This is a genomic window from Lapidilactobacillus luobeiensis (assembly GCF_024345205.1).
In the GTDB taxonomy this organism is placed as follows: domain Bacteria; phylum Bacillota; class Bacilli; order Lactobacillales; family Lactobacillaceae; genus Lapidilactobacillus; species Lapidilactobacillus luobeiensis.
Genome location: NZ_BROC01000045.1, coordinates 1 through 8430, shown reverse-complemented (window position 1 = coordinate 8430; position 8430 = coordinate 1). Strand labels below are relative to the sequence as shown.

The window sequence follows — 8430 nt, the reverse complement described above, 5'->3', positions numbered from 1 at the left end:
ATCAACTTTCTCTTGACTAATGGTAGAAAACGATGCCCACTGCGTTCCAGCCACTACAAACGCCCTGAGGCGGTTGCATTCACATCCAAACCCCAGCACACCTGCAAGCAAGCGAAGAAATAAATACAGAAGCCGCACTTTGCAAATCAATGAAGCCCCAGCTGACAAGTCGATCTTAATCAGCTCTTAACCATGCTCGCATCGCCAGTATGCTATAATATCCCTATTAATTTAGAATAAGTGAACAAGAGGAGTCCCCCACAAATGACAGCGAAGAAAACTTGGCCATGGTTAGTCGGCATCTTATATGTGATATTCAGTGGATTCGTTTGGAGCGTCGTCACCCAGCAGGCCTGGATCAACCGCTATGATGATTTGATCTATGGTTGGTTAGCTCCTTGGCACCCAGCGGCCAATAACTTTTTTATCACCTTCACTAAGGTCGGTAATCCGCTGATCATGACGATCTTAACAGCGGTGATCTTCGTGGTGTTGATCTGGGCGAAGCACTGGCGCTTAGGCGTTTTCATCGCGGCCAATAATGGGCTGGGCGCCTTACTGAACCACGTGATCAAAGGTTGGATCCAACGGTCCCGACCGACAGAACAATTGATTCGAGAAACTGGGTTTAGTTTTCCTTCAGGACACGCAACGGCGGCGGTGATGTTTTTTGGCAGTCTGATCGTCATCAGTTATTGTTTAGTCAAATCAAAAAAATGGCGGATCGTGCTCGCCATTTTTGGAGTTTTACTGATTATTCTATTAGGATTAAGTCGCTTATATGTGCATGTCCATTACCCCAGCGATGTGACGGCGGGCTTTATTTTCGCCACCGCAAACTTGGTCATCCACTGGAAATTGGGGCAACGCTATTATTTAAACGCGGAATTGCCGGCGTGACGGTGAGCAGTCCAAAAATTGACGATGATCGCGATCACAGCCAAAATCACACCAGTAATATAAACACCGTGCATGGCTTGTAACAGGATCGTCCGTAATTGGGGCAAAAGATCACTTTGGATCTGAGTAGCCGTTTCAGGATTGATCAATTTGTTCAACATCGACAGCTTTAATTGCGAATGCCCTTGGATCCCGCGAGCAAAAAGTGTGTTCTGAATGATCCCGAAAACGGACATCATCAAAGTTTGCCCGATCGTCCGCGACAACGTATTCATCGCCGAAGCGACCCCGATCTCATTTTCAGCGACAACGTTTTGCGCGGTGACCATCGTGGTAGTAATGGCGATCCCAAAGCCAAAGCCCAGAAAAGCGGCCACGAGTAGAAAGACCGCAAAGCTGGTCCCCATCGGCAAGAAGCTAAGCACGCCAATACCAGCGGTGATCACAAATAAGCTGACACTAACGATCCGTGTTGCTGGTTGGCTGACTAATAGCCGTCCAGCCAAAAATGAGCCAAGGATCCAGAGCACTGAGCTAGGTGTCACGGCAAAGCCACCCATCGTTGCTGGTAAGCCGAGGATGCCTTGCATCCACATCGGGATATAAACTTCAAACCCGATCAGGACCCCACTGACTAAGGCAGCCACTAAGTTTTGTCCTAAGAAAAGATTATTTTTGAACAGGGCCAAGGGGATCAACGGATCCTTGGCCTTTTTTTCTGCCTTGACGAAAAAGAAACCAGAGATCAGCGCTAACACTAGCCATAACGCATTGAGCCATGGCTTAGTTGATGAACCTAATCCCTGAGCAAACAACATCAACGCTAATAATAGAACGCTCAAAGTCGTTGAGCCAGCAATGTCGATCGGTTCTTTGGCGGAGCGACGGTCTTCTTGGAAGAAGAAAATCACCAGAAGCATGGTGATCAAGCCTACGGGAACGTTGATGAAAAAGATCCAATGCCAAGAAAGATGTTGAACGATATAACCACCTAACAGCGGTGCCACGATCGAGGCGATCCCCCAAGCCGAACTGTTCAGGCCTAAGACCCGTGCTCTTTTTTCATAGGGATAGATGTCGGCGATCATCGTGAAAGTCACTGGCTGGATCGCGCCGGCGCCTAACCCTTGTAAAGCTCGGGATAAGATCAGCGTCAGCATGCTCTGAGAAAGGCCAGCTAGCGAGGACCCGATCAGAAAAATCACGAGGCCTACTAGGAAGACTGGTTTACGGCCGATCCGATCGGCTAATTTACCGTAGATCGGCGTGGAGATCGAGCTGGTCAATAAATAGATCGAAAAGACCCAGCTCATCATGGAAACACCATTAAGACTACCAATGATCGTTGGCATAGCCGTGGAGACAATCGTCCCTTCGATCGCCGTCATAAAGGTCGCGACAAAAATCGCTATGGTAGCGAGAACAACATTTGTTTCTTTTTTCTTTTTCATAATTACCCCTTTTTATTACCAATACCGATAAACTTATTTACTGAACCGATCATGATCGACACCCGTTACCCATTTGCGAGCTGAATAGCGCTAGAATCAGTATTTTTCGCAAAAAAAGACCCAATTGGAAAAAACTTTCCAATTGGATCGCCTCTTAGCTCGCAGATCCTTGGTTGAGTGCAGCTTGTAGACCGGCGATCCGATCAGTATGCTCCCAAGGTAGATCCACATCTGTACGTCCAAAATGCCCGTAAACCGCTGTTTGCTTGTAAATCGGGCGTCGTAAATCTAACATTTCAATGATTCCTGCCGGTCGCAGATCAAAATTCGCATGGACAGCGTCGATCAGGGCTTGTTCACTGTATTTGCTGGTGCCAAAAGTTTCGATATTGATCGAAACTGGTTGCGCCACGCCGATCGCATAAGCCAACTGGACTTCACATTTCTTTGCTAATCCAGCCGCGACGATATTCTTAGCGACATAACGAGCGGCATAACTGGCCGAACGATCGACCTTTGTGGCATCTTTGCCTGAAAAAGCACCACCACCATGGCGGGCATAACCACCATAAGTGTCAACGATGATTTTACGACCAGTCAAGCCAGAGTCACCTTGAGGTCCACCGATCACAAAGCGGCCGGTTGGATTGATCAAGAATTTAGTCGCGTCATCGACCAACTCAACGGGTAAGACTGGGCGAATGATCTGCGCGATCACATCTTGCTTCAACTGCGCCAAAGATACATCTGGATCATGTTGTGTACTCAACACCACCGTATCGATCCGCCGCGGTTTGGTGCCAGTTTCCGCATCATATTCAACGGTAACTTGACACTTGGCATCAGGACGCAGATAAGGCAATACCTGCTCATGACGGATCTTGGCCGTTTGCCGCATCAATTGGTGTGCCAAGGAGATCGGCAAGGGCATCAGTTCGGGCGTCTCATCGACCGCAAAACCAAACATCATCCCCTGATCACCAGCGCCGATCTGATCCAATGGATCAACACTCGCTGTGGTTCGTTGCTCGATGGCCGCATTGACCCCTTGAGCGATATCAGGCGACTGCTCGTCCAAAGCGACCAGCACCGCACAGTTATGACCATCAAACCCTAGTTCGCCGCGGTCATAACCTGCTTCAATGATCGTTTTACGCACGATCGCTTGAATATCAACATAGGCCGTCGTCGAGATCTCCCCCACGACTAAAACTAAACCTGTGGTAACAGTTGTTTCACAGGCGACCCGGGCTAATGGGTCCTGAACTAATAACGCATCCAAGATCGCGTCAGAGATCTGATCCGCGATTTTATCAGGATGGCCTTCAGAGACAGACTCCGAAGTAAAAAGATGACGATTTTTCATCAGATTGGTTCCCCCTTCTTTAAGGTTACAAGGCAGCTCCACTTTGTGTGGATCCCATCGGGAATGCTGTAACTTGCCTATGATAACACATTTATAAACTGAATAAAAGCATCTTTTTTGGTAAAAAAGCAGGTGTTGAGAAACAAGCTCAAATTAGTTGCTAGGCTAATGCTCGAAGTCAACCCGTTGTGTTCCGCACTGAAACGTGTTCGCCGACCCAGCTCCCTGCGCTTAGCTACGCAACTATTCCGGAGGCACAAACCAGCCTCCAAAATAGTTGCTAGGCTAATGCTCAGGAGCTACCCGGGTCGGCTCACACTCTGTTTTTCGTTAGACTCGGTCGTCAATTGCGTAACGCCATATAAATCATAAGAGTTTGCTGGTCAGCGTGAGCGCTCAAACGATTATTAGAACGTTGAGTGGCTGGAGCAGAGAAATTCGGGGTGAGATCGCCGTGAAATTGGTCTTAGTGGCTTTGCCACTTAGACCAAGGTTCAGCTTTGAGATTTTCGGCGCACTTCCGAAAAGCTCAAAGTGACGCCCACAGCGAGCTCACCCCGAATTTCGCAGCGCAAGCCGCGGGCAGGCTACTTTTGCTAGCGCAGCGTTCCACCACCCCCAGCCTGACCTGGAGCCCCACTACATCTGTCAACCACCAACGCCCGCGGCAGTGCGAGGTCACTGACCAGGCACCATCTTGCCACATTCTTAACTTGACCACCTCGCGAAAAAACATTACGATAAATCTAACTATTGAGGAGGTCTCACCATTGAAACGAGCCAAACCGCGTCGGACCGATTATTTGTTACTTCAAATATTGATTGAAGCCATTCCGCTACTTAGCCTGCCTTTTTTGCTTGCCGGACGGATCAAACTTGCAGCCCCCCGGGATTTTGCCTGGGTGGTCATCTTCAGTTTATTGGTCGTCACGCTGGATCAAGCGAATGATTTTTGGACCGTGCCCCTGTGGCTGACTGATCTCGTCTTAGCGGTCCCGGTGGTCGTCCTCTTGATCGAAAAGTCCTGGGTGATTGCCTGCCTGCTTTTAATGCAATATATTTTAAAGATCGCCATCACGCCACAAGTCCTTGAACAGGTCGACTTGCGCCTCGGCCTTTTACTGGAACAAGGCCTAGTTCCGATTTTTCTCTCACTTGCCCTGGTAGACACGATCAGTGGTTCTATTTCCACTGGCCAGATCATGTTGATCAGCGGGTTATATTTGACCAAAATAGCCTTCAGTGTCCCCTACGATAGCTTCAGTGACTTTCTCTGGCCCTTTCTCAGTCTAGTGCTTATTTTTATCCTAATGGCGCGAAACCTGCTGACCCTCAGCGCAACGATCAGCATCGTGATCGTTCTTTTAGCTAGCTTGATCGCCTATCCACGACGCAAAGACTGGCGCCAATTTCCAGCACTGCTGCTATTCATTTTAAGTATCTTAACCAAACTGCCGTGATCATTGCTGATCGGCAAGCAACCATGCAAACAAGCGCCCGCCTAATGTGATTTAGGTGGGCGCTTGTTGACTAAAGCTCAATGACGGCGCGATTGTCGCAACTGGCCAATCAGCAGCATGACACCGACCATGACCGCCAAATAACAGCTAATGACCTTGATGCCCATCTGATAAGTGATCTGCACGTTCCCCAGGGTCACGGCCAACGAACCCGTCGCGATCCCGACTACTTGCAGATAAAATCCCGGCAAGAAATGGACGATTGTTTTGAAACTTTTTAAAATCGTCACCAAATAGGCTTGGCCAACAAAAATAAAAAAGGTCAAAAAGAACGTTAACAAGTAATTCCTCGTCACTTGTTGCAGGACTAAACTGGTGAGCGCGATCGCCGGAATGATCAGGCCAGCCAAGACGATGCTCTTGCCCAGAATCGTCGTGACATTGGTCAGCGCTGGTTGCCCGGCCTGATAGGCGCTGATTGGATAATTTGTGTGACCAAAACCAGCGAATAAAGCGGCGATCAGGTCAACGATTCCCAAAATCAAGGCTACCCCGAATAACACAATGATGGTCGAAAAGCACAATTTCTCCAATAAAATTTGCCAATAACGCTGGGGCAAGAGTCCATCTAAATTCAATTTGGCCGCATAGGAACTCCGGAAAATCAGCCCGAACACATAGGCGCTGACCAGAACGACTAAGACTGGAAAGACCGTTTCCAGGAAGCGATAGCTAAACAAGATCGTGTTATTGGCGTGGGCCAGATCGACCTCAGGTAAATCAGCCGCCGCCAATGCGTGCCATAACTGTATTTTCTCGTCAGGCGCCGTTAAATTGGCCTTTAACTGTGGAAAAGCCTGATAGTTCTTCAGCGTCAGCCGATAAGCCTGCTGGTAGTCGTGCTTGAGATAGGCTTGCTTGGCCGCATCCAATCTCGTGAGACCGGCGGTTATCGCCTGCGCATCGCCCTTTTCTGCCTGCACCACTGCCAGCGCCTCTTCTAACTGGGGCCGATCGAGCTCACTTTGCTGGAGAAACGGCGAATTTTGATTGGTCGTGTTCAAGAACCAAAAGCCCAATGTTATGACGAAGAGAAAACCAAAGGCCGCCAACAAAAAATAGTTCTTCCGTGTTTGCGTCCACAACAAGGCCAAATAACTTTTCATGCGCGCTCACCTCGCCGTTCACCATACCAGACCGCGAGCAAGACCAAACAACTATAACCCGTATTAACCAGGATGCCCCCGGGTAAACTGATCTGGGAATTTTTCGTTAGCGCGCGAAATGTGCCGGTGACCACGCCAGTTGGTCCTAAGTAATAAGTCGGCACCAATGGGGTCAAGGCACTGGCTGAGGTCTGGTCGATCAACAAATACGAGCCAATAATCAGGATCAAACTCAAGAAGAGGGTCGCGAAACTATTCCTCGTTAACTGCGCGATCAGCTGCATCGAGGCGCTGATTGCCACAATTAAGGCAATCTGCAAAACAAGGATCTTCGCGAGGACTTGCCATAGTGGCTCCAACCAATATCGATCACGGGAATAAACAAAGATCGGATAGGCAAAACTACCGGCGCCATGCCGAATCGTGCCCACTAGGAAACAAGCGAAATAGAAGATCAGTAAACAGGCAACCCCCATGGTCACAGAAACGCCGGTGCGCAAGAGAACCTTCTGCGCGGCTGGTCGCGGCAACTCCCGTTCAATATCCAGCCGTTTGAAGTAAGGGCTGATCACCAAAGGGGTCAACACAAAAATGATCACCGCCGTCAAAATGACCGGACTATATAACTGGATCGTCCGATATAAAAACGTACTTCCCCGGACTTCATAACCTTCCAGCTCCACGCCTGTCTGCCCCTGCGCTTGTTTTTGGGCCAAGAGTAACATCTTCGCGATTGTATTCGTCATACCCGGAATACTGACGATCTTCACCAACTGATCTGCTGGCGTATGTTTCTTTTGCCAGGTTAGGAGAGCGATTTGATTGGTTAAATAGGTTTGCTCATCGCCTTTTTTCAGTGCTTTGACCATGGCCTGCAAATATTGGCGTTGCTGCACCAAATTGGTTACCGCCGGCGAATCGGCGCTAGCAATTTGCTTATTCTGTTTGATATAGCCGTTGTAATCCTTGATCCTCAGCTCCGTTTGATTAAGCAGACTGTTGGCCCCAGTCGCATTTCTTTCATTATTCCAATTGAGAAGTGTGATCAACCCAACGAGCAGGATCAGCACCAGATAAAGACTGCGACGTCGGTAGCCTTTTTTGAGTAGGATTCTGACGTAGCTCATCCGCGCTCACCCCACTCCCGCGGCAGTTCCGCTGAGGCAACCAGTTGTTGTTTATCTAAGATATAGAAAGTGTCAGCCACGGATAACAGACTATCGTTTTGATGGGAGGAAAACAAAATCGACGTGCCCCGCTGTTTGGCCGCCTTCATAAAGCTGATGAATCGCGCTTGACTGTCCAGATCCAGCCCCAGCGTCGGTTCATCCATCAGCCAGTACGGCGTGTTGGCCACATAGTAAAGCGCCAGGACCGTCTTTTGCTTCATCCCCAAGGAATATTTGCGAATCGGTCGGCGGAGGAACGGCCGCATTTCCCAGAAATCCACCGCTTTCTCAATTAGTTGCGAATTACCTTGCCACTGTTTTGCCACAAATTTCAAATAATCCGCCGCCGTCAAGTTGCCGTCAAACCACTCGCCGGTCTCAAAATAAAACAGGTTCTTCTTTTTGGTCAAGGTGGGCAAGCGCTCGTTGGTTTGGTCAGCGGTCAGATATATTTCCCCGCTTTTCAAAGGGAGCAAGCCGGCGATCGTGCGCAATAAAGTCGTCTTGCCTGAGCCGTTGGTGGCCACCAACCCATAAATCTGCTGATCAATGCGCATCTGCCCAGACCGCAATAAAATATCGTTGCCAAACGCTAAATCGACATCTTTAATAATAATCATTTTTCTGCTCCTCGATGACTCAAGACCCTTTTTCCCCATGTGTTATATTTATTTTAACAAATATTCAAAAAAAAAAAAAGGGGAGATCATGAGAACTTTATTAAAAAATGATTTCGCGTGGTTCCGCGCCGAACTTCTGCTGGTCAACGCCAGCAACAACCAGCGCCAAACATAAGTAGCCGCCACACGCGACCCATTGACGGTCATCGTGTGGCGGCTATTATTAGTGTCTTTAGACCCAGTTGAGCCCGCGAAGCGCGCGAAACAAAAAACCACCCGCTATGCGGGTGGATAACAA

7 protein-coding genes and 1 riboswitch are annotated in these 8430 nt (G+C 48.8%); of the genes, 2 read left to right on the top strand and 5 right to left on the bottom strand.

Going from position 1 to position 8430, the window contains the following annotated elements:
• The first annotated feature begins 264 nt into the window (after positions 1 to 264).
• Positions 265 to 900: a phosphatase PAP2 family protein gene (locus OCU21_RS10975; RefSeq protein ID WP_261807447.1), complete on the top strand. Its 636-nt coding sequence runs from the start codon at positions 265 to 267 to the stop codon at positions 898 to 900.
• On the opposite strand, the gene OCU21_RS10970 is transcribed toward OCU21_RS10975, so the two are convergent.
• Together OCU21_RS10970 and metK are read right to left on the bottom strand one after the other, a co-directional pair.
• Positions 873 to 2351: an MDR family MFS transporter gene (locus tag OCU21_RS10970; RefSeq protein ID WP_261807446.1), complete on the bottom strand. Its 1479-nt coding sequence runs from the start codon at positions 2349 to 2351 to the stop codon at positions 873 to 875. The genes OCU21_RS10975 and OCU21_RS10970 overlap by 28 nt on opposite strands.
• 154 nt (positions 2352 to 2505) lie before the next feature.
• Positions 2506 to 3717, bottom strand: a complete 1212-nt coding sequence (gene metK, locus OCU21_RS10965; protein ID WP_261807445.1) for a methionine adenosyltransferase — start codon at positions 3715 to 3717, stop codon at positions 2506 to 2508.
• A riboswitch (SMK box riboswitch) is annotated at positions 3715 to 3794 on the bottom strand. Its footprint overlaps the gene before it by 3 nt.
• A 693-nt stretch (positions 3795 to 4487) precedes the next feature.
• Here metK and OCU21_RS10960 point away from each other — a divergent pair.
• A complete protein-coding gene (locus tag OCU21_RS10960) occupies positions 4488 to 5177 on the top strand; it encodes a hypothetical protein (RefSeq protein WP_261807444.1) in 690 nt (229 codons plus the stop codon).
• Between the two features lie 77 nt (positions 5178 to 5254).
• Here OCU21_RS10960 and OCU21_RS10955 read toward each other — a convergent pair whose 3' ends face one another.
• The 3 genes from OCU21_RS10955 to OCU21_RS10945 are packed head-to-tail and all read right to left on the bottom strand — an operon-like array spanning position 5255 to position 8132.
• Entirely contained in the window at positions 5255 to 6343 is a 1089-nt protein-coding gene (locus OCU21_RS10955; RefSeq protein ID WP_261807443.1) for a hypothetical protein, read from the bottom strand.
• Entirely contained in the window at positions 6340 to 7470 is a 1131-nt protein-coding gene (locus OCU21_RS10950; RefSeq protein WP_261807442.1) for a hypothetical protein, read from the bottom strand. Before OCU21_RS10950 ends, OCU21_RS10955 begins: the two co-directional genes overlap by 4 nt.
• Complete coding sequence (locus tag OCU21_RS10945; protein ID WP_261807441.1) at positions 7467 to 8132, bottom strand: ATP-binding cassette domain-containing protein; 666 nt, start codon at positions 8130 to 8132, stop codon at positions 7467 to 7469. The genes OCU21_RS10950 and OCU21_RS10945 overlap by 4 nt, the downstream gene beginning before the upstream one ends.
• Positions 8133 to 8430: the final 298 nt, after the last annotated feature.

Bases quoted from the DNA above. Each gene is read 5' to 3' on its own strand.
- OCU21_RS10975 (WP_261807447.1), top strand. From the start codon at position 265: ATGACAGCGAAGAAAACTTGGCCATGGTTAGTCGGCATCTTATATGTG.
- OCU21_RS10970 (WP_261807446.1), bottom strand. From the start codon at position 2,351: ATGAAAAAGAAAAAAGAAACAAATGTTGTTCTCGCTACCATAGCGATT.
- metK (WP_261807445.1), bottom strand. From the start codon at position 3,717: ATGAAAAATCGTCATCTTTTTACTTCGGAGTCTGTCTCTGAAGGCCAT.
- OCU21_RS10955 (WP_261807443.1), bottom strand. From the start codon at position 6,343: ATGAAAAGTTATTTGGCCTTGTTGTGGACGCAAACACGGAAGAACTAT.
- OCU21_RS10950 (WP_261807442.1), bottom strand. From the start codon at position 7,470: ATGAGCTACGTCAGAATCCTACTCAAAAAAGGCTACCGACGTCGCAGT.
- OCU21_RS10945 (WP_261807441.1), bottom strand. From the start codon at position 8,132: ATGATTATTATTAAAGATGTCGATTTAGCGTTTGGCAACGATATTTTA.